The sequence below is a fragment of the Streptomyces maremycinicus genome, assembly GCF_001184025.1.
In the GTDB taxonomy this organism is placed as follows: Bacteria; Actinomycetota; Actinomycetes; order Streptomycetales; family Streptomycetaceae; genus Streptomyces; species Streptomyces maremycinicus.
This window is the reverse complement of the sequence record NZ_BBYG01000026.1, coordinates 85582-104291: the sequence shown is the minus strand read 5'-3', so window position 1 is coordinate 104291 and position 18710 is coordinate 85582. Positions and strand designations below refer to the sequence as shown.

Here is an 18710-nt window from a genome sequence, read left to right as displayed (position 1 = left end):
GAGAGCGGGCTGACGAACGGGTCGGCGGTGACGTCGACCGGTCGACGTCGGTCTCGGGTGGACGTGCGAATTCGATCTTGGGTTGACGGTCGACGTCGATCTTGAGTTGACGGCGTCACTCGTCCGTGTCCGTTCGCGTACGCACGGCGTTCGGTTCATCGCGCAGAGTTACGCTCGCTGGATGTACCTCAGGCGCTCCCCCCGCAGGTCCCGTACCGGCGTCACCGTCCTCTCGCTCGCCGCGCTGCTCGTCTCCGGCTGTTCCGCCGCGGAGACGACCAGCTCCGCCGGTTCCACGGCGGTGGCGGCGCTCGTCGCGCTGCCGCGGGCCACGCCGTCGGCGCTCGCGCCGTACTACGGGCAGAAGCTGAGCTGGCGTGCCTGCGGTGTGCCCGGCTTCGAGTGCGCCACGCTGAAGGCGCCGCTCGACTACGCCGATCCGGGCGGCGGTGACGTCCGGCTCGCGGTCGCCCGCAAGAAGGCGACGGGCCCCGGCAAGCGGCTCGGCTCACTGCTGGTGAACCCGGGCGGACCGGGTGGCTCGGCGGTCGGCTACCTCCAGCAGTACGCCGGGATCGGCTACCCCGCCGGGGTGCGTGCCCGCTACGACATGGTCGCCGTCGACCCGCGGGGCGTGGCCCGCAGCGAGCCGGTGAAGTGCCTCGACGGGCGTGCGATGGACACCTACACCCAGACGGACACCACCCCCGACGACCAGCGGGAGACCGCCGAACTCGTCGACGCGTACAAGGAGTTCGCGGAGAGCTGCGGCGCCCACTCGGCGCGGCTGCTGCGGCACGTCTCCACGGTGGAGGCGGCCCGTGACATGGACATCTTGCGCGCGGTCCTGGGCGACAGGAAGCTGACGTACGTGGGGGCGTCGTACGGGACGTTCCTGGGCGCGACGTACGCGGGGCTGTTCCCGAACCGGGTGGGCCGGCTCGTCCTGGACGGCGCGATGGACCCCTCGCTGCCCGCCCGCCGACTGAACCTGGACCAGACCGCGGGGTTCGAGACGGCGTTCCAGTCGTTCGCGAAGGACTGCGCCACGCGGTCCGACTGCCCGCTCGGCGCCAAGGGCACGGCTCCCGCCAAGGTCGGCGCGAACCTCAAGGCATTCTTCCGCGCCCTCGACACCCGCCCGATCCCCACCGGCGACCCGGACGGCCGCAAGCTCGGCGAGGCGCTCGCCACCACCGGCGTGATCGCGGCGATGTACGACGAGAGCACCTGGGAGCAGCTGCGCGAGGCGCTGACCTCGGCGATCAAGGACAAGGACGGCGCGGGCCTGCTCGCCCTGTCCGACAGCTACTACGAGCGGGAGGCCGACGGCCGCTACGCCAATCTGATGGCCGCCAACGCGGCCGTGAACTGCCTCGACCTCCCCGCGGCCTTCTCCACCCCCGGCCAGGTCGAGAAGGCGCTGCCGTCCTTCGAGAAGGCGTCCCCGGTCTTCGGCGAGGGCCTCGCCTGGGCCTCCTTGAACTGCGCCTACTGGCCGGTGCGGCCCACGGGCGAGCCGCACCGCATCGAGGCGAAGGGGGCCGCCCCGATCGTCGTCGTCGGCACGACCCGCGACCCGGCGACCCCGTACCGCTGGGCCAAGTCCCTCGCCGGCCAGCTCGCCTCGGGCCGTCTCCTCACCTACGTGGGCGACGGCCACACCGCGTACGGCCGCGGCAGCGCCTGCGTCGACTCCGCGATCGACACCTATCTGCTCCACGGAACCCCTCCGGCGGCCGGCAAGCGCTGCACGTAGGCGCCGTCGCGGGCCCCGGGAGGACCGCTCCCGGGGCCTGTTCGGAGCACCCCTGGAAACTGTGTAGACTTACCGACGTTGCTGATCGCACCATGGTGTGGACAGCGCGCCGCCTTAGCTCAGATGGCCAGAGCAACGCACTCGTAATGCGTAGGTCTCGGGTTCGAATCCCGAAGGCGGCTCTGCCGAAGCCTCAGGACTCACTCGCCGTGACCTGGGGCTTTTGCTTTTCTCGGATGCGGGGACGATTCTGCGCGCGGCGCGCGGGGCGTGGCGCGCGGGGCGCGCGGCGCTGCCGAGGATCTCAGCGCTGGTCTCGGTTCCGGTCTCAGTGGGACCCGGATCGGGCACCGGGGGAGCGGGCACGAAGACCTCGCCCGCGCACCGCCTCGCGTCCTCCGAAAGGTGTGATCCGTCCATCACCTACCGCCTCGAGCGGTCGGGAACCAGCCCGGTCGCCGCCGGCCATCGAAGAGGGTGAGGCGCGGTGCATTTCGTCGGGTTCTGTCGACAGCTCGAACCCCGAGGGCCTGCTGTGTACGCCGAAGACATCCAGGAGGCCCTGGGGAAGCCCGCGTCCTGTCCGGTGAGTGATGCGGTCGCCTACCTCAGGGCAGGGCGTCCGCTCCTCGACGTCTCGGAGAGTTGTCCCGACGTGGTGGCCGGGGAGGGGCGGGTCCGGGGTGGATCGTCCGTGCTGAGCGACGGTGAGTGGGTCTGGCGTTGGGACCTCGGCCACGATGTGGAGAAGGACGCGGTCGATCTGCCGGACGCGTTTCTGGCGGAGGTCGCCGGAAACGCCTTCCGGATCCCCGCCGTTCCGCGTGAACGCCTGATCGAATCGTCACTCGCCGTCGACGAGGCTTTGGGACTCCGTCCGGCCCACGGCTCCGGGCCCTACGGAAAAGAGGCGTGACACGGCGTCAGCCCAGCACCCGTACCGGCGTTCCCGCCAGATACGCCCGGATTGCCTCCACCGCCTGTCCGTAGTACCGCTCGTAGTTCGCGCGGGAGACGTACCCCAGGTGGGGAGTGGCCAGGAGGCGAGGAGCCGTCCGCATAGGGTGGTCGTCGGGGAGGGGCTCCACGTCGAAGACGTCGACGCCCGCGCCCGCGATACGGCCCTCGCGCAGCGCCGCCAGCAGCGCGTCCTGGTCGACGATCGCCGCCCGTGAGGTGTTCACCAGGTACGCCGTCGGCTTGAGCAGCGCCAGTTCGGCGGGGCCGAGCAGTCGCCGGGTGCGGTCGCTCAGGGCGAGGTGGATCGAGACGAAGTCGCTCTCGGAGAGGAGCCGCTCCTTCGAGGCGGCCCGCCGCACGCCCACCTCCGCGGCCCGCTCCGCCGTCAGGTTCCGGCTCCACGCGCTCACCTCCATCCCGAAGGCGAGACCCACCCGGGCGACCGCGCTCCCGATCTTCCCCAGACCGAGCAGTCCGAGCCGACGCCCGTGCAGGTCGGCGCCGACGGTCGACTGCCAGGGGCCGCCCTCCCGCAGGGCCGTGCTCTCCTGGACGAGGCCCCGGGCCAGGCCCAGCAGCAACGCCCACGTCAGCTCCACCGGCGGAGTCGAGGAACTCTCCGTGCCGCACACCGTCACGCCGTTCGCCTGCGCCGCCGGGTAGTCGATCACCGAGTTGCGCATGCCGGAGGCGATCAGCAGACGCAGCCGGGGGAGGCGGTCCAGCAGCGACGCCGGGAAGGGGACGCGCTCGCGCAGGGTGACCACACAGTCGAAGTCGGCCAGCGCCGCAGCGAGTTCGTCCTCGTCGCCGATATGCCCGGTGAAGGCGACGACCTCCAGTTCCTCTCCCGACGCGGGTGCCGACCAGTCGGCGAGGGTCGTCGCGACGTTCTGGAAGTCGTCGAGCACGGCACAGCGGAAGGGCACGGCTTTTCCTCCTGGTGAGGTGTTCCGACCGGGTGCGGGTCCGGTCCGAGGCTACGGTGAGCCCGTGAGCGACTCGGCCGCGACCGGCGGCTGCTCCGGCACCCCGCTCGCCCGGAAGCTCGGCGTCAGGCCCGGCCACCGGGTGCGACTGCGGCACGCCCCGGACGGCTGGGACGTCCCCGGACTGCCCGACGGCGTCCACCTCGCCCCGGGCGGGCCCCGCGACGCCGACATCACCGTGGCCTTCTACCGCGACCACGCCGCCCTCGCCGCCGAGACCCCGGCCCTCGTCCGCGACCTCGCCGACGACGCCATGCTCTGGATCGCCTGGCCCCGCAAGGCGGCCGGACACGTCAGCGACCTCACCGAGAACGCCCTGCGTGACCTCTTCCTCCCCCTCGGCCTCGTGGACGTCAAGGTCGCCGCACTGGGGGAGGACTGGTCGGGACTCAAGTTCGTCCGGCGCAGGGAGAACCGACGCGGCTGAACCGACGCGGCTGAACCGACGCGGTTGAGAGGGGTGTGGCTGAGCCGACTCGCTTGAGAGCGGTACGGCTGAGTCGACCTGTCCGGGGCCGACGTATCCAGTGGCGACGTACACCGACATCGGCGTGAGCAGGACAGGATCGGCGGGGTCCGCTTACGCAGAACCGGCATAAAACGGAAGCAAAATGAGGCGGCGTCGGAGCAACGCCCGCACCTGAGGCAACATCTAGGTGAACGACGGGCCCGCGCGTGGACGGGGCGCGATCGCGTCGAGGGCCGGACGGAGTGAGGGACGTGAGGGACGTGGGGGACGTGGGCGACATCGGGGACGTGGCGGAGCCGAGGATCGCCGTGGCCGTGGTGACCATGGGCAACCGGCCCGCCGAGGTCGACGCGCTGCTGGAGTCGGTGGCCAAGCAGGACCTGGCACCCGCCCGCATCGTGATCGTCGGCAACGGCTGCGAACTCCCCGACTTCGCGGGCCGTCTCTTCCTGCCCGGCGAGGTCACCACCATCGACGTCGACGAGAACCTCGGCTGCCCCGGCGGCCGCAACGTCGCCCTCGCCCGGCTGAGGGAGTACGGCGACGTGGACGTCGTGGTCGAGCTGGACGACGACGGGCTGCTCGTGGACGCCGATGTGCTGAGCCGCGTGCGCGACCTGTACGCCGCCGACCCGCGCCTCGGCATCGTCGGCTTCCGTATCGCCGACGAGCACGGCGAGACCCAGCGCCGCCATGTGCCGCGGGTCGGCGCCTCGGACCCGATGCAGGGCGGGTACGTCACCGGGTTCCTCGGCGGCGGCCACGCCCTGAGCATGGCCATGCTCGCGGAGACCGGCGACTGGCCCGCCGAGTTCTTCTTCGCGCACGAGGAGACCGACCTGGCCTGGCGGGCCACCGACGCGGGCTGGAAGATCCTCTACGCGCCCGAGCTGCTCCTCCAACACCCCAAGACGTCGCCCGCACGGCACGCGATATACCACCGGGTCACGGCCCGGAACCGGGTCTGGCTGGTCCGGCGCAACCTTCCGCTGCTCCTCATCCCGGTCCACCTCGGCGTCTGGATCGCCGTCACCCTCCTGCGCACGCGGTCGCTCGCCGGCCTCAAAGCATGGTTCGGCGGATTCGCGGAGGGCCTGCGCAACCCGGCCGGACATCGCCGGCCCATGAAGTGGCGGACGGTGTGGCGGCTGACCCGGCTGGGCAGGCCGCCGGTCATCTGAGGAGCCGTCGGGACGCTCGGCGACCGGCACGGAACGGAACGGGGCGCAGGGCCCGGTCGGTCACCTCCGCCGACCGAGGCCCCGCGCGCCCCCGGATCCGGCCGCGGCGGCGACACTCCCCCGAGTTGCGCGTGGATACGCGCGCACCGTCGGGCCGATTCCGATGATGTGATCACATCAGATCGCGCCAACGGATCGCTAACATGTGGCCGACGGTACGTCGCGTCGTCGCTGGTCACCCGGTGTTCCCGAGGATGCGGCCGAGTCCTCCCGGGGGTGCCTTGCGCCTCGGTGGAGCGCCTCGACGGAGCGGTTCGACGGAGCGGTTCGACGGAACGACTCGGCGGAGTGCCTGGGCGGAACGACTCCGCAAGGCACGCTGCACGGCAACTCGGTACGGCAGTTCAAGGCACGCTGCACGGCAACTCTGCAAGGCGATCCGGATACAGGCTCTCGGCGCGGACCGGGCGTGGAAAGGCGATGGGCGGCGTGATGCGGCGGTACGGGCTGCGGTTCGGACTGCTGGGCCCGCCTGTCCTGTACGCGGCCGACACACAGGACGCCGACCGCGAGGCGTGCGTCCCTCCCTACGACATCGTCCGCAGCCCGAAAGTACGTGCCCTGCTGGCGTCGTTGCTCCTCGACGCGGGCCGGATCGTCCCGGTGGAGTCGCTCAAGGAGGCGCTGTGGGGCGGCGCGCCGCCGACGTCCGCCCAGGCCTCGCTGCACAACCACGTCACCCGGCTGCGCCGGCTGCTCGACGACCCCGAGCGGCTGCGCGCGGTGCCGCCCGGCTACCGGCTCCGGGTCGAACACGGTGAGCTCGACGTCCATGTGTTCGAGCGGCATGTCGCCGCGGCCCGGGGCGCGCACGCCGCCCGGAACTGGGAACGTGTCGGGCGCGAATGCGCGGCGGCACTCGCGCTGTGGCGGGGCACTCCGCTGAGCGGACTCCCGTCCGACCTGGGCGGCTATGCCTTCGTGCGACGCCTGCGGGAGGCCCGGCTGCTCCTGCTGGAGTGGCGCTACGACGCCGAACTCGCGGTCGGCGAAACGCGGTTCGAGCGACTCGTCCCGGAGCTGACGGCACTGGCCGCCGAGCATCCGCTGCGCGAGGCCTACCACCGCCAGCTGATGCTCGCCCTGCACCGCACCGGCCGCCGGGCCGAGGCCCTCGCCGTCCATCGCGACCTGCGCGCCCGCCTCGTCGAGGAACTCGGCATCGAACCGGGCCCGGCGATACGCGACGCCCACGTACAGATCCTGTCCCCGACGCCAGCCGATCCCCGGTCTTCGATCGCGATGCCAGCCGATCCCCGGTCTTCGATCGCGACTCCGGCCTCGGCTCCGCCCTTGTCCCCGGCTGCGGCTCCGGTCTCTTCCCCGGCTGCGGCACTGACATCGGCCTCGGCTCCGGCACTGACCTCGACCTCGGCCCCGGCTTCGACCTCGATCTCGGCTCCGGCGGAGGCCCTGACTTCGGCCCCGGTCCCGGCTCAGGCTTCGACCTCGGCTTCGGCCTCAGCCCTGACTACGGCTTCGGCTTCAACTTCGGCCTCGGCCTCGACTCCGTCCCCGACTCCGGCCTCGGCTCCGACACCGTCCCCGACTCCGGCCTCGGCTCCGACACCGTCCGCACTCCGTCCCGCACAACTGCCCCCACCCCCCGCCCACTTCACCGGCCGCGTCGAAACCCTGCGGCGCATCCACCGCACCCTTGCCACGGGCGGCCCGGTCGTTGTCCTGAGCGGTATGGCCGGCGTGGGCAAGAGCGCGCTCGCGCTGCACGTCGCCCACGCCTTGAAGGAACGTTTCTCCAGTGGACAGCTCTACCTCCGCCTGCACGGCGCCACCCCCGGCACGACCCCCCTCACCGCACCCCAGGCGCTCACCGCCCTGCTGCGCGACCTCGGCACCGAACCCCGGCACATCCCCGAACACCAGGACGCCGCAGCCGCGTTGCTGAGAACCCTGCTCGCGCCGACCCGCACGCTCGTCGTGCTGGACGATGTCGCGACCGCCTCCCAGGTCCGTCCGCTGCTGCCGGCCGGCCCCGGCTGCGCCGTGATCGCCACCAGCCGCTCACCGCTGACCGCGCTCGACGGCGCCCTCCGCTTTCCGCTCGGACCGCTGTCCGGCGAGGACAGTGCGGCCTTGCTGCGCGCTGCCTCCGGTCCGGGGGAGGGGCGCGCCGCTCTGGACGCGAACCATCCCCTCGTCGGTCTCACCGGCCGGCTCCCGCTCGCGCTGCGTGTCGTCGCCGCCAGGCTCGCCGCACGCGGTGCCCTCACCCCGGACGGGCTGGCCGGTCAACTGGCGCATACGGCAAGCAGGTTGTCCCAGCTGGAGTACGACGATCTCAGCGTCCGCCGTTCCCTGGCCGTCGCCCACGACGCGCTCACCGCCTCCAGACGGCAGGCCGACCGGGACGCGGCCCTCGCCCTGTGCCGTATCGGCACGCTGGACCTGCCCGCGTACGACGCCCCGCTCCTGGCCCGGCTCACCGGCACCGACGAGCGCCGCGCCGAAGCGGCCCTGAACCGGCTCGTCGACGTGGCGCTCCTCGAGGAGCACGCGTATGGCCACTACACCCCGCACGACCTCGTCCGTGACTTCGCCCGCGAGCTGGCGAACGCTGAAGGGGCGAAGCCCGAGTCGACGAAATCCCCGTCGGTGAAGTCCGAGTCGGCGAAGTCCCCGTCGGCGCGATCCGCGTCGGCGAAGGGCGACCCGCCGGGATCAGAGCCGGCCCAGGACCTGTCCAGCAGGGCAAGCCGGAGACACGGGCCTCACGTGCACCGATGAGGCGCCGCCGCGTTCCCGGCCCGGTCCGCCGGAGTCCGGTCACCCCGCCGATACGACACGACGTGCCCCGCCCAGCCCCGACCAGCCAACCTCCCCCCCCGTCATCCCCGCAGCGGGCGCCGCCGCCGATACGCCGCCGCCGCACGCCGCCGACCTCACCGCCCCTCCCCGCCCGCAGCCCCCCGGCCGTGAGGCTCACCCAAGCCGGCCCGGCTGTCGACCTCCGCCTGGTCACCCCGCCCCTCCCCAACCGCAGCTCCCCGGCCGTGAGGCTCACCCAAGCCGGCCCGGCTGTCGACCTCCGCCTGGTCACCCCGCCCGTCATCCCCGCAGCGGCCCCCGGCCATGAGGCCCACCCAGACCGGCCGACCGCCGCCAGGTCACCCCGGCACGCTCCCCAGGCTCACTTCGCGTCGGCATAGCACTCCACCACCGCCGTGGTGAACGGGAACCGCACCGGTGAATCCCCGAACGTCAGCCGTCCGGCGAGGTCGGACGCCTCCCGGATCGCGGCGACGGCCGCTTCGGCCTCTTCCTCCGGACAGTGCACGATCACCTCGTCGTGCTGGAAGAAGACCAGCTCGGCCGCCATCCCCGCACAGGTGCGCCGTAGCGCGGCGAGCAGCAGCAGCGCCCAGTCGGCGGCGCTGCCCTGGACGACGAAGTTGCGGGCGAACCGGCCACGCGCGCGGGCGTTGGTCGAGGCGTACCCCGGCACCCACTGCCGGTCGGCGGAGAGTTCGTCGTCCCCACCAGGACCACCAGGACCGCCGGAGCCGCCAGGACCGCCGAGGTCGGCGGGGTCGACGGGGATGCCGGCCTCCTCCGTGCCCTCGTCCCCCGCGCCGGTCGCCGGCGGGCAGGTCCGGCCGAGCCACGTCCGCACTAGCCGTCCCTCCTCACCCGCCCGGGCCGCCTCGTCGACGTACGCCACCGCGCGCGGGAAGCGGCGGCGGAGTGCGGCGAGGTTCTTCAGACCGTCCCCGGAGGTCTGGCCGTACACCGCGCCGAGGACGGCGAGTTTCGCCTGGGCGCGGTCACCGGAGAAGGCGCGGTCGGAGACGGACTGGTAGAGGTCGCTCTCCCGGCCGGCGACCTCCATCAGCCCGGGATCACGGGAGATCGCCGCCAGCACGCGTGGTTCCATCTGGTCGGCGTCGGCGACGACGAGCCGCCAGCCCGGATCGGCGACCACGGCCCGCCGGATGACCTTGGGGATCTGGAGGGCGCCCCCGCCGTTGGTCACCCAGCGCCCGGTGACCGTGCCGTGTGCGAGGAACTCCGGCCGGAACCGCCCGTCCCGCACCCAGTCCTGGAGCCAGGACCACCCGTGGGCCACCCAGATGCGGTACAGCTTCTTGTACTCGATCAGCGGCTTCACGGCCGGGTGGTCGAGGGACTCGATCTCCCAGCGCCGGGTGGACTTGATCCGGATGCCGGCCTGCGCGAAGGCCTTCACCACGTCGGCGGGCAGGTCGGGACGGACCCGGCGCCCGAAGGCGGCCGACACCTCGTCGGCCAGCTCGGCCAGCCGCCGGGGCTCACCCCTGCCCGCGTACCGCTCGCCGAGCAGGTCGTGCAGGACCGTGCGGTGCACCTCCGCGCTCCACGGCAGCCCGGCCCGGTTCATCTCTGCCGCCACCAGCATCCCTGCCGACTCGGCCGCCGTCAGCAGCCTCATCCGCGCCGGGTGTTCGGCCCGTTCGTGCCGTCGCTGCTGCTCCGCGTAGACGGCGAGCAGGTCTTCGAGCGGCAGCCGGACGGCGGTGTCCTGTGCCTCGAACAGCGAGGACTGCGCGCCGGGCACGGCGGAGCGCTGCGGTGGGTCGGGCGGTACTGGGCCGCCGCGCAGCCGGGCCAGCGCGGCCGCCGCCGAGCGGGGCTCGCCCGAGCGCCCCTCGTGGCCCAGGAGGAGGGTCTCGGCGTCCTCGACGTCGTAGCACCGCTCTACTCGCACCCCCGTGGCGAGCAGTCGCGGATACACCTCGGCCGTGGAACGCCAGACCCACCGGGTGACGTCGGGCCGCTCGCGCACGGCCCGGGCCAGGTCCGCCTCCCGCAGCACCGGACCGGTGGGCAGCCCGCCGGGACCGAGGGGGGCGAGCTCCACGCCACCGTCCTCGGCCGGAGCGAGTGCCCACCGGTCGGCCATACCGCGAGTGTGGCAGGGGGGTCTGACAACGGCCCGACGGCAGCGGCGCCCGCTCCCGCTACCGCTCCCGCCCTAGCTCCCGCTACCGCGCCCGCCGCTGTGCAAGCCGTACCCGTGCGATGCGCGGGCGGCGTGCCCGACTCCCGCCCTAGCTCCCGCTGCCGCTCCCGGACCGCTGCCCCGGCCCGCGCACCGGGCACTGCCCCGGTGCCTTCTCCGGCCCGCGCGCCGGTTACTGCCCCTGCACGTGTCCCTGCCCCGGCCCGCGCTTCTGGCCGTGCTCTTGCTACTGCTCTTGCTACTGCTCCTGCTATTGCTCCTGTTCCTCTTCCTGCTCCTGCGTCTGCATCTGCGTCTGCGTCACCGAGATCGTGGCCAGGACCTTCGCGACGTACCGCTCCGTGCCGGGCTTGTCGACGCCGAGGCCGCTGAGAACGCCCTCGCCGTTCTCGAACTCAAGCAGCGCCAGCAGGAGGTGCTCGGTGCCGACGTAGTTGTGGCCGAGGCGGAGCGCCTCGCGGAACGTGAGTTCCAGGACCTTCTTGGCGTCCGGGCCGTAGGGGACCAGCTCGGGCACCTCCTCCACGGCCGGCGGCAACGCGGCGGTCGCGGCCTCGCGGACCGCCTCCAGGGAGACTCCCTGATCGGTGATCGCCTTCGCCGCGAGGGCCTCCGGCTCGGCGAGCAGGCCGAGGACGAGGTGGGCGGGCAGGCCCTCGGCGTTGCCGGCGGTCCTGGACGCGTGGTGGGCGGCCATGACCACGCTCCGCGCGCGGGGGGTGTAGCGGGCGAAGCCCTGGCTCGCGTCGAGGCCGGCCGACTCCTTCGGCACGAACCGCTTCTGGGCGGCCTGCCGGGTGACGCCCATGCTCCGGCCGATGTCGGTCCAGGAGGCGCCCGAGCGGCGGGCCTGGTCGACGAAGTGGCCGATCAGATGGTCCGCCACATCGCCCAGGTGATCGGCGGCGATGACGGCGTCCTGGAGCTGGTCGAGCGGCTCGTCGTGCACCTTCTTGATGGCGTCGATGAGGTCGTCGAGACGGACGGACGAGGTGGTGCCGGGTCGTGGAGACGTCATGTGTCAACCGTAGGTTGACAGTGGAGGAGTGTCAACCCGAGGTTGTCACTCCCGTCGGCCGCGGCGCCCTACTCCGTGACACGATCGACCGGTGAGCAGCACCGACCACGGCAGCACCGACCACGGCAGCACCGACGACAGCGGCACCGACCACGGCACCCCCGGCGACGACCGGCCCGGCGACGACCGGCCCGGCGCCCGCACCGTCGAACGGGCCTTCCGGACCGCGCTCTACGACACCGCCGACACCGCCCTCGACACCGGCGCCTCGCTCCTGGCCGCAGACCGCGCGGCGGACGCCGAACTGAACCGGCGGGGCACGGAGTTCGTCGCGACGGCCTGGCGCCGGGGCTGGCAGCCCGCCGACCTCGTACGGTTCGTACGGCGCGAGCTGGACGACGTCCACGTGGACCTGGTGGCACAGCTGATCCGGACGCAGTCGCGCGACGACCGGGCGCGCGGGCGGCGCTGGGCGGCCCAGCTGGAGGAGCTGTCCGCCGACACAGCGCCCCCGCCCGCCACCGACCGTTTCTCGCACGCCACCACGGTCCTGGAGCTCTACCGCCTGCTGCTGCGCCTGCCCGCCCTCGAACCCCTCCAGGAGCCCGAGGCGCACCGGCAGTCCCGTCCGGGCTCGCATCCCCGCATGCTCACCCGTATCCGCGCGCTGCTCGCCAAGGCCGAGGCGACCGGGTTTCCGCAGGAGGCGGAGGCGCTCACGGCGAAGGCGCAGGAGCTGATGGCCCGGCACAGCGTCGACGAGGCCCTGCTCGACGCCCAGGCGCCCTCCCCGGACGCGCCCGGCGCCTGCCGGATCGGCGTCGAGCCGCCGTACGAGCAGGCGAAGGCGGTGCTGCTGGGCGCGGTCGCCGACGCGAACCACTGCCGGGCGGTGTGGAACGAGTCCTTCGCCTTCTCCACGGTCGTCGGCTTCGAGGCCGATCTGGAGGCGGTGGAGCTCCTCTACACCTCGTTGCTGGTGCAGGCGCAGTCCGCGATGGCGAAGGCGGAGGCGGCCCAGCGGGCCGGTGGCCGCAAGCGGACCAAGACCTTCCGGCAATCCTTCCTCGCCGCCTACGCCCACCGCATCGGCACCCGTCTGGGCGAGGTCACCGCCGCCGCCGAGACCCAGGTGACCGACGAGCTGCTGCCGGTCCTCGCCTCCCGCGAGGTCGCGGTCACCGCCGCGACGGACCGGATGTTCCCCGCCACGGTCTCCACCCGCCTGCGCGGAGTCACCGACGAGGCGGGCTGGAACGAGGGCTCCGAAGCGGCGGACCGGGCCAGGATGCGGTCCCGGCCACGACTGCCGTGACGCCCCCGGCCGGCTCCCGTGACACCTGGGCGGGGCCGGCGCCGGGTGGGCCGGTCGCTGCCGGGTTGATCAGTCGCCCGCCTGCTGGAAGGCGCTGACCGTGGCGTCCGGCACCTTCCCGCTCTTGAGGGCGACATCGCCGTACGACCAGGGGAAGCTCTGGTCGGCCGAGCCGCCCGGCAGGCCGTACTTCACCGTCTTGACGGCGAGGCTCTCGTCGCCGCCGTCCGCGCCGCGCACGTAGGTGATCGTGAAGGTGGCGGTGCCCTGCGCCGGGAGGGTCAGCGCCTGCGCCTCGGCGGCCTCGTCCTTCGGCACGCTCGCGGAGCCGCCGTCGGAGGTGAGGTCGACGGTGGGGAAGCCGTTCAGGGTGCACTCGGCACCCTTGTTGGTGAGCGTGACGGTGACGTTTCCGCTGTCCCCCGCGGCGGGGGCGGCGTTGACGGGGCCGACCTCCTGCCCGAGGTCACCGGCGGCGCAGGCGCCGCCGGCGGAGGCGGTCGATTCGGAGGCCTTGCTCGCGTCGGTGTCGGAGCCGCTGTCGTCCCCGCCTCCGCAGGCGGTGAGGAGCAGGGCCGCGGCAAGAGCGGTGACGGTCAGGGGAACGGCGCGCATGAGTGATCCCTAGGGTTTCGTGACGGTGCTCGAAGGATCATCACGCACGCGCGCGTGCACGTGTCGCGCGCCCCCGCTCCCGTGGCACCCCGAACATCCGGGCGGCGCGAGCCTTGGCAAGCCGATACGGGCCCGAGAGGCGCTGTCCGAGGCCGGGAGTCGGCCCGAGAGGCGCTGTCGAGGCCAGGAATCGGCCCGAGAAGCGCTGTCCGAGGCGGGGATGGGCCCGAGAGGCGCTATCCGAGGCCGGGGGTCGGCAGTCCCGACGGCCACTGGCCGCTCTCCGCCTTGGTGAAGGTCTCCTTGCCGACCGCACCGGACCAGGTGACCTCCAGGGACTTCGCGTCGGCGGAGTCGACCATGCCGGTCGTCCGGTCGCCCTTCCCGCTGGTGCACTTGAGGTGGATCATCTGCATGCCCGCCTCCTCGCCCGCGGTCCCGCTGCACACGGTCCCGCCGGTCACGAAGAGGGCGGCCTGCTTGCCGGTGATGATCAGGGCGACGGCCTTGCCGTCCGTCGTGGCGAGCCAGCTGCCCTCCAGTTCGCCGGAGGCCGAGACGGAGGCCGAGGCGGACGCGGAGTCCGTCGCGCCGCTCGTGCCCCCGGTCGCCGTCGTGGGCGTCGCCGAGGAGCCGTCGTCGGCCCCCCCGTCGTCACTGCACCCGGTCAGCACGAGCACGCCCGCCAGCGCGGCGGCCACGGCGACGACCGTGGCCCGCACCGGCCGTCGGGACGCGCTCCGCGTGAGGATCGCCGAAGTCACTGCAAGCTCCCAAGCTGTAGCCGGCCGACCGGGTCGACCGCACGGACCGCCGACCGCGCGGACCGTGAGGCCGTACGGACCGGTAGGGGACCGCAGCAAGCTACCAGCAAGCCCTCGCGGAACACCGGGGGCGGCCTGTGACTACCAGGACGACTTCCGCACTCCGGGCAGGTGCCCCGCGTGAGCCTGCTCCCGCAGATTCACCCGCGACAGGCCGAAGGTACGGACGTACCCGCGCGGGCGCCCGTCCACCTGGTCCCGGTTGCGCACCCGGGTCGCGCACGCGTCCCGCGGCTGGGCGCGCAATTCGCGCTGCGCGGAAGCCCGTTCGGCCGCCGTCGAGGACGGCCGCCGAATGATCTCCTTCAGCTCGGCCCGCCGCGCCGCGTACCGCGCGACGGTCTCCTGCCGTGCGCGGTTCTTCGCGATCTTGCTCTTCTTCGCCATCAGACCCGCACCCCCCGCGCGCGGATGCGCGCCACGGCCGCCTCGACACCGATCGTGTCGACGGTCCTGATGCCCTTCGTGCTCAGTCGCAGCCGTACGTGGCGGCCCTCGCTGGGCAACCAGTAGCGCTTGGACTGGATGTTCGGGTCGAAGCGGCGCGAAGTGCGCCGGTGGGAGTGGGAGATGCGGTTGCCGAAGCCCGGCCGGGCGCCGGTCAGCATGCAGTGGGCGGACACGGGTGACTTACCTCTCCTCGGTCGGCGCCAGGGCCGGTGATGCTAATGGATGTCATTTTCAGTAAGGTATCAGCATGGCACGCAACGAACTCCGCCCGGTCATCAAGCTCCGGTCCACGGTGGGAACGGGCTACACCTACGTGACGCGCAAGAACCGCCGCAACGACCCGGACCGCATGACCCTGCGCAAGTACGACCCCGTCGTCGGCCGTCACGTCGACTTCCGAGAGGAGCGCTGAACCTCCGTCATGCGCAAGGGAATCCACCCCGCCTACGGTCCCGTCGTCTTCCGTGACCGCGCCGCGAACCACGCCTTCCTCACCCGCTCGACGCTGACCGCCACGACCGGCGGCAAGACCGTCGAGTGGGAGGACGGCAACACCTACCCCGTCGTCGACGTCGAGATCTCCTCCGTCAGCCACCCCTTCTACACCGGCACCGCCCGCGTCCTGGACACGGCCGGGCGGGTCGAGCGCTTCGAGCGCCGCTACGGCAAGGAGGGCGGGGCGTGAGCCTGTCGGTCGTGATCGTCGGCGGACTGCACGCCGACGCCCGCCGGACGACGGTCGCGCGGCTGCTCGCCGACGTCCCGGGCAGCGTCGTCCTCCACCACGACCTCTCGACGGCCGTGGCGGGCACGGTCGTACGGACCGTCGCCGACGCCACCGGCATCCTTTCCGCCGGTGAGACACCGCTGGTCGACGACTGCGCCTGCTGCGCCCTGCGCGAGGACCTCGTCCCCGAGCTGCGCCGCCTCGCCGACGACGGCGGCACACGGCTCGCGGTCGTCGAACTGTGGGACTCCGTCGAGCCCAAGGCGATGGCCGAGGTGATCGTGGCCGGCGGGCTCACGGTCACCGGGGTCGTCACCGCCGTCGACCCGGCGTTGCTCCTGCCCTGTCTCGGCAACGGCGACGACCTCGCCGACCGCGGCCTCGCCGCGGCCGCCACCGACCGGCGCACGGTCGCCGACACCTTCGCGCGCCAGCTGGAGTACGCGCCCGTGCTGGCCGTCGTCGACTCCGAGGAGGCCGACGACGAGGACCGCGAACTGCTGGCCCAGCTGCACCCGACGGCGCGCCAGGTCCGGATCGGGGCCGCCGACCGTGCGGATGCACGGTCGGACCTCGCCCGGGCGGTGTTGGCCGGTTTCGACGTCGAGTCGGCCGCCGCCGCCCAGCACCCGGCCTGCGCGCTGCTGCCCGCCGAGGCCGACGCGCACGGGGTGAGCACCTTCGTCTGGCACCGGCGCCGCCCCTTCCACCCGGAGCGGTTGTACACGGCACTGGAGGATCTGACCTGCGCCGCCGCCCGCAGCCGGGGGCGGTTCTGGCTCGCCGACAGGCCCGACGTCCTGCTCCACTGGGACGCGGCCGGCGGCGCGCTGTGCGTGGAGTCGGCCGGTCCGTGGCTGGCGTCCCTGCCCGACGCGGCCTGGGACCTGGTCCCGCCGGTGCGCCGCGCCGCCGCCGCGCTGGACTGGCACCCCGAGCACGGCGACCGCTGCCAGCACCTGGTCTTCACGTCTCCCGGGCTCGACCGCGACGGCCTGGCGCACCTCCTCGAGTCCTGCCTGCTCACCGATGCCGAGTACGCCGCCGGCCGGGCCGCCTGGAAGCGGTTGCCGCCCGCCTTCGACACCCTCCTGGAGGTCTGACCCCATGCCCCGCAAGACCGAGCGCCGGGCCGCCGAGCCCCGCCCCAACCCGCTCGACCAAGCCAAGATCACGTACATCGACTACAAGGACACCGACCTCCTGCGGAAGTTCCTCTCCGACCGAGGCAAGATCCGCAGCCGTCGCGTCACCCGCGTCTCCGCCCAGCAGCAACGCCGGTTGTCCCGAGCGATCAGAACCGCCCGGGAAATGGCCCTCCTCCCCTGCACCACCCCCCACTGACCCCAACCCATCCCGACGCCACCGACCCCAACTCACCCCGACGCCCACCGGCGCCCCGACCCGCCACGGCGCCCACCGGCGCCCCAACTCACCCCGACGCCAACCGGCCCCGACCCCGACTCACCCCGACCCCACCGGCCCCGCCCGCCACGGCGCCCACCGACTCTGGCGGGCCCCGGGTCGCCACAAGCCAGGCCCCCCCGGGCCCACCCCGCGCCAACCTCCGCCCCGCCCAGGCCCAACCGCAGCCCCACCCCCCCCAGCATCTGTCCTGTACGCGCCCCCCGCGTCCACTCGCGTCCCCTGCGCGGGGCGTTCCCCCGTACTCATGGCCCTGCTGTCTCCGTAGGGGGCGAACGTCATGCGTACGAGCGGATTCACCGGCGCCGTCTACTCGCGCCGGTCGTCCCGCACCACAGTCGGCCCCGCAACAGGCCGAGTCGGCGGTACGGCGCGAGGCTGCCCCGGGCCCGCATCGCGGACGACCTGACCCTCCTGCGCCGGAGTGGCGGCCCGTCGCCGTCGCGCACCGGCGTGCGGGACGTCCCGGATTCCGGCCCGGGGAGACGGACGGGTCGCGCCGTCCTCGGACGGACAGGTGTGGGGCGGTTTCGGTGACGGCCGGGACGACGGAGGTGTGTCCGGCCGCATCACCGCCGGCCGCCCCGCCGCCCTGGCGCACCCCCGGCGGAGCCACATCCGGGGGGAAGCCCTACCGTGCCGAGCGGATGCCGGACATCCGCCGGAACCGCTCGCTTCGGACGGCCGCGGAGCCGCGCGCCGGGGGCCCGCGAACCGATCCGTATCCGTGCCGGCGGAACAGGACGGCCGTGCCACGCGTCTGTTCCTAGTGCACGAGTGGTTCGATCCGGACGACTTTGGCCCGCACCCGACGTCGACCGCCGACCTGGACACACGGGTCGGAACGCCGGGTAAAGCGGGCGTCAAAGCTGTAACCACGCAGGCACCCCGCGTGCACGTGCATCTGCTCATGCGGCTGCACATGAACGGGGTTATGATCCGGGACAGTTGACCACGGCACCAATGGCCACACGAGCCAGTGCACCACCAGGGAGCGACCTGTGGACCACCACGTTGACGGGGGGCACGACGTGTACAACGGCATGACGGCCACACAGCTGTACGGGGTTGCCTGGCAGAAGAGCCGGCACAGCAACTCGCAGGGTTCCTGCGTCGAGTTCGCGCGGCTGCCGGGCGGTGACGTGGCCGTGCGCAACTCGCGCTTCCCCGACGGTCCCGCGCTCGTCTACACCCGCGCGGAGATCGAGGCGATGCTGCTCGGCATCAAGGACGGCGAGTTCGACCACCTGATCGCGAGCTGACGGCCCGCGACGCCCGCACCCGCCCCGCCCGTTTCCGCCTGTCCTCCGCTGACCTCCGCCCCACGTCCACGCGTGGCGGGATTTTCGGAACTGTCACGTGAAAACGGCGGACAACGCGCGTAGAACCGCGGCGTCAGAACGCGCCGCGGTTCGTCATTCGGCAGGCGTGCGCAGCCGGAACAGCGCCCAGACGACCTTGCCGCCCAGGCTGCCGGACAGCGGGTGCCAGCCCCAGCCGTCGGCGAAGGAGTCGACGAGGAACAGACCGCGGCCGGACTCCGCCGAGAAGTCGTCGCTCTCGCGGGGCAGCGGGCTCTCCCGGCTGGGGTCGCGCACCGCGCACACGAGCCGCTCGGTCCAGCGCATCAGGTGCAGCCGCACGGGCGGGTGCTGCCGGTCCGGTACGTGCGGGACGTCGTCGGAGGACAGCCCGTGTCTCAGCGCGTTGGTCACCAGCTCCGAGACGACCAGACAGACGTCGTCGAACCGGTCGCCGACGTCCCACTGTCCGAGGGTCCTCTTGGTGAACTGCCGGGCCTCGCGCACCGCTTCGAAGCGGGCGGGCAGGGCACACGAGGCGGCGTTGGACACGGCCGCGGGATCAAGCGGCGGAAGGCCCTGCCGTAACGGCTCGAGCATGGTCGATCCATTCGTCCCCATGCGAGGCACTCCCGGGATTCGCGGTCGTTGCGATGCAGC

Annotated in this window: 19 protein-coding genes and 1 tRNA gene; 12 read left to right on the top strand and 8 right to left on the bottom strand. The window is 72.9% G+C overall.

Annotated elements, in window-relative coordinates; translation table 11 throughout:
- The first annotated feature begins 181 nt into the window (after positions 1–181).
- The 3 genes from AOQ37_RS36590 (at position 182) to AOQ37_RS36580 (ending at position 2675) form a co-directional block, all read left to right on the top strand.
- Positions 182–1759, top strand: coding sequence for an alpha/beta hydrolase (locus AOQ37_RS36590; protein WP_062651245.1), 1578 nt, complete (start codon positions 182–184; stop codon positions 1757–1759).
- A gap of 108 nt (positions 1760–1867) precedes the next feature.
- Positions 1868–1941, top strand: a tRNA-Thr gene (locus AOQ37_RS36585).
- Positions 1942–2246: 305 nt separating this feature from the next.
- A complete protein-coding gene (locus AOQ37_RS36580; protein WP_159401429.1) occupies positions 2247–2675 on the top strand; it encodes a hypothetical protein in 429 nt (142 codons plus the stop codon).
- Between the two features lie 7 nt (positions 2676–2682).
- Here the strand turns inward: AOQ37_RS36580 and AOQ37_RS36575 are convergent, their stop codons facing one another.
- Complete coding sequence (locus AOQ37_RS36575; protein ID WP_062651241.1) at positions 2683–3648, bottom strand: D-2-hydroxyacid dehydrogenase family protein; 966 nt, start codon at positions 3646–3648, stop codon at positions 2683–2685.
- Positions 3649–3712: 64 nt separating this feature from the next.
- Here AOQ37_RS36575 and AOQ37_RS36570 point away from each other — a divergent pair, with 64 nt between their 5' ends.
- From AOQ37_RS36570 to AOQ37_RS39355, 3 genes are all read left to right on the top strand, one after another.
- On the top strand, positions 3713–4135 hold the full coding sequence (locus tag AOQ37_RS36570; RefSeq protein ID WP_062651239.1) for a hypothetical protein: 423 nt from the start codon (positions 3713–3715) through the stop codon (positions 4133–4135).
- Positions 4136–4464: 329 nt separating this feature from the next.
- Positions 4465–5358, top strand: a complete 894-nt coding sequence (locus AOQ37_RS36565; RefSeq protein ID WP_062651265.1) for a glycosyltransferase family 2 protein — start codon at positions 4465–4467, stop codon at positions 5356–5358.
- Positions 5359–5838: 480 nt separating this feature from the next.
- Positions 5839–8163, top strand: a complete 2325-nt coding sequence (locus tag AOQ37_RS39355) for an AfsR/SARP family transcriptional regulator (protein WP_078890558.1) — start codon at positions 5839–5841, stop codon at positions 8161–8163.
- Positions 8164–8566: 403 nt separating this feature from the next.
- Here the strand turns inward: AOQ37_RS39355 and AOQ37_RS36555 are convergent, their stop codons facing one another.
- Both AOQ37_RS36555 and AOQ37_RS36550 read right to left on the bottom strand, forming a co-directional pair.
- Positions 8567–10315 (bottom strand): bifunctional 3'-5' exonuclease/DNA polymerase, encoded by a 1749-nt coding sequence (locus AOQ37_RS36555; protein ID WP_062651237.1) that lies wholly within the window; start codon positions 10313–10315, stop codon positions 8567–8569.
- Between the two features lie 310 nt (positions 10316–10625).
- Positions 10626–11393, bottom strand: coding sequence for a Clp protease N-terminal domain-containing protein (locus tag AOQ37_RS36550; protein WP_062651235.1), 768 nt, complete (start codon positions 11391–11393; stop codon positions 10626–10628).
- A gap of 91 nt (positions 11394–11484) precedes the next feature.
- On the opposite strand from AOQ37_RS36550, the gene AOQ37_RS36545 reads away from it, so the two are divergent.
- Positions 11485–12708: a DUF2786 domain-containing protein gene (locus AOQ37_RS36545; RefSeq protein WP_062651233.1), complete on the top strand. Its 1224-nt coding sequence runs from the start codon at positions 11485–11487 to the stop codon at positions 12706–12708.
- 69 nt (positions 12709–12777) lie between these two features.
- Here the strand turns inward: AOQ37_RS36545 and AOQ37_RS36540 are convergent, their stop codons facing one another.
- From AOQ37_RS36540 to rpmB, 4 genes are all read right to left on the bottom strand, one after another.
- The gene (locus tag AOQ37_RS36540) at positions 12778–13323 is read right to left on the bottom strand and encodes a DUF4232 domain-containing protein (RefSeq protein ID WP_062651231.1); all 546 of its coding nucleotides are present in this window, start codon (positions 13321–13323) and stop codon (positions 12778–12780) included.
- Between the two features lie 236 nt (positions 13324–13559).
- A complete protein-coding gene (locus AOQ37_RS36535; RefSeq protein WP_062651229.1) occupies positions 13560–14087 on the bottom strand; it encodes a hypothetical protein in 528 nt (175 codons plus the stop codon).
- Positions 14088–14228: 141 nt separating this feature from the next.
- Positions 14229–14534 (bottom strand): 30S ribosomal protein S14, encoded by a 306-nt coding sequence (rpsN, locus tag AOQ37_RS36530; RefSeq protein WP_062651227.1) that lies wholly within the window; start codon positions 14532–14534, stop codon positions 14229–14231.
- Positions 14534–14770, bottom strand: coding sequence for a 50S ribosomal protein L28 (gene rpmB, locus AOQ37_RS36525; RefSeq protein WP_062651224.1), 237 nt, complete (start codon positions 14768–14770; stop codon positions 14534–14536). The genes rpsN and rpmB overlap by 1 nt, the downstream gene beginning before the upstream one ends.
- Before the next feature lie 74 nt (positions 14771–14844).
- Between rpmB and rpmG the strand changes: the two genes are divergently transcribed.
- The 5 genes from rpmG to AOQ37_RS36495 all read left to right on the top strand — a co-directional run bounded on the left by rpmG (position 14845) and on the right by AOQ37_RS36495 (position 18011).
- Positions 14845–15009 carry a 50S ribosomal protein L33 gene (rpmG, locus tag AOQ37_RS36520; RefSeq protein ID WP_062651223.1) on the top strand — a complete coding sequence of 55 codons (165 nt, stop codon included), beginning with the start codon at positions 14845–14847 and terminating at the stop codon, positions 15007–15009.
- Between the two features lie 9 nt (positions 15010–15018).
- Positions 15019–15282, top strand: a complete 264-nt coding sequence (locus AOQ37_RS36515) for a type B 50S ribosomal protein L31 (RefSeq protein ID WP_062651221.1) — start codon at positions 15019–15021, stop codon at positions 15280–15282.
- Positions 15279–16427 carry a CobW family GTP-binding protein gene (locus AOQ37_RS36510; protein ID WP_062651219.1) on the top strand — a complete coding sequence of 383 codons (1149 nt, stop codon included), beginning with the start codon at positions 15279–15281 and terminating at the stop codon, positions 16425–16427. The genes AOQ37_RS36515 and AOQ37_RS36510 overlap by 4 nt, the downstream gene beginning before the upstream one ends.
- 4 nt (positions 16428–16431) lie before the next feature.
- The gene (rpsR, locus tag AOQ37_RS36505) at positions 16432–16668 is read left to right on the top strand and encodes a 30S ribosomal protein S18 (protein WP_062651217.1); all 237 of its coding nucleotides are present in this window, start codon (positions 16432–16434) and stop codon (positions 16666–16668) included.
- A gap of 1124 nt (positions 16669–17792) precedes the next feature.
- Positions 17793–18011: a DUF397 domain-containing protein gene (locus tag AOQ37_RS36495; protein WP_052183895.1), complete on the top strand. Its 219-nt coding sequence runs from the start codon at positions 17793–17795 to the stop codon at positions 18009–18011.
- A 153-nt stretch (positions 18012–18164) separates the two neighbouring features.
- Here AOQ37_RS36495 and AOQ37_RS36490 read toward each other — a convergent pair whose 3' ends face one another.
- Positions 18165–18650, bottom strand: a complete 486-nt coding sequence (locus AOQ37_RS36490) for an ATP-binding protein (protein ID WP_062651213.1) — start codon at positions 18648–18650, stop codon at positions 18165–18167.
- Positions 18651–18710: the final 60 nt, after the last annotated feature.

Excerpts from the sequence above, each read along its gene's own strand:
- AOQ37_RS36555 (WP_062651237.1), bottom strand. The coding sequence starts at position 10,315 with ATGGCCGACCGGTGGGCACTCGCTCCGGCCGAGGACGGTGGCGTGGAG.
- AOQ37_RS36590 (WP_062651245.1), top strand. The coding sequence starts at position 182 with ATGTACCTCAGGCGCTCCCCCCGCAGGTCCCGTACCGGCGTCACCGTC.
- rpsN (WP_062651227.1), bottom strand. The coding sequence starts at position 14,534 with ATGGCGAAGAAGAGCAAGATCGCGAAGAACCGCGCACGGCAGGAGACC.
- AOQ37_RS36490 (WP_062651213.1), bottom strand. The coding sequence starts at position 18,650 with ATGCTCGAGCCGTTACGGCAGGGCCTTCCGCCGCTTGATCCCGCGGCC.
- AOQ37_RS36550 (WP_062651235.1), bottom strand. The coding sequence starts at position 11,393 with ATGACGTCTCCACGACCCGGCACCACCTCGTCCGTCCGTCTCGACGAC.
- AOQ37_RS36540 (WP_062651231.1), bottom strand. The coding sequence starts at position 13,323 with ATGCGCGCCGTTCCCCTGACCGTCACCGCTCTTGCCGCGGCCCTGCTC.
- AOQ37_RS39355 (WP_078890558.1), top strand. The coding sequence starts at position 5,839 with ATGGGCGGCGTGATGCGGCGGTACGGGCTGCGGTTCGGACTGCTGGGC.
- AOQ37_RS36515 (WP_062651221.1), top strand. The coding sequence starts at position 15,019 with ATGCGCAAGGGAATCCACCCCGCCTACGGTCCCGTCGTCTTCCGTGAC.
- rpmG (WP_062651223.1), top strand. The coding sequence starts at position 14,845 with ATGGCACGCAACGAACTCCGCCCGGTCATCAAGCTCCGGTCCACGGTG.
- AOQ37_RS36495 (WP_052183895.1), top strand. The coding sequence starts at position 17,793 with ATGACGGCCACACAGCTGTACGGGGTTGCCTGGCAGAAGAGCCGGCAC.
- rpsR (WP_062651217.1), top strand. The coding sequence starts at position 16,432 with ATGCCCCGCAAGACCGAGCGCCGGGCCGCCGAGCCCCGCCCCAACCCG.